We start from the raw sequence: 268 nt of genomic DNA, 5'->3' as shown, positions 1-268 counted from the left end.
ATCGCGTTCACGGCCTGGCGCGACACGCCGAGCCGACCGCCAAGCTCCGCCTGGCTCCAGTCGCGTTCGGCGCGCAGCACTTTCAGCCGGTTTCGCATCCGTTGTTCGGCATGTCCCCATGACCTGACACCTTGTCAGGTACACCTTACCTAGCGAGTCGCGCGCAATTGTCAACAAGACCTGACATAATGTCAGGCTCGGCTAGCTTTCAATTTCCTTGATCGAAACGGATGCGTCGGCGATCGCCGCCGGATCGACGGCGAGCCCC

At 61.6% G+C, this 268-nt stretch carries 1 protein-coding gene; it reads right to left on the bottom strand.

From position 1 onward, the window contains the following. On the bottom strand, window positions 1–98 hold a 98-nt coding region (locus NLU14_RS22000; RefSeq protein ID WP_275710618.1), incomplete at its 3' end, for a helix-turn-helix transcriptional regulator. Window positions 99–268: the final 170 nt, after the last annotated feature.

The sequence above is a fragment of the Marinobacter iranensis genome (assembly GCF_029207565.1).
Classification (GTDB): Bacteria; Pseudomonadota; Gammaproteobacteria; order Pseudomonadales; family Oleiphilaceae; genus Marinobacter; species Marinobacter iranensis.
Note: the sequence above shows the minus strand (reverse complement) of the source record. Positions and strands in the feature narration are given on the sequence as shown.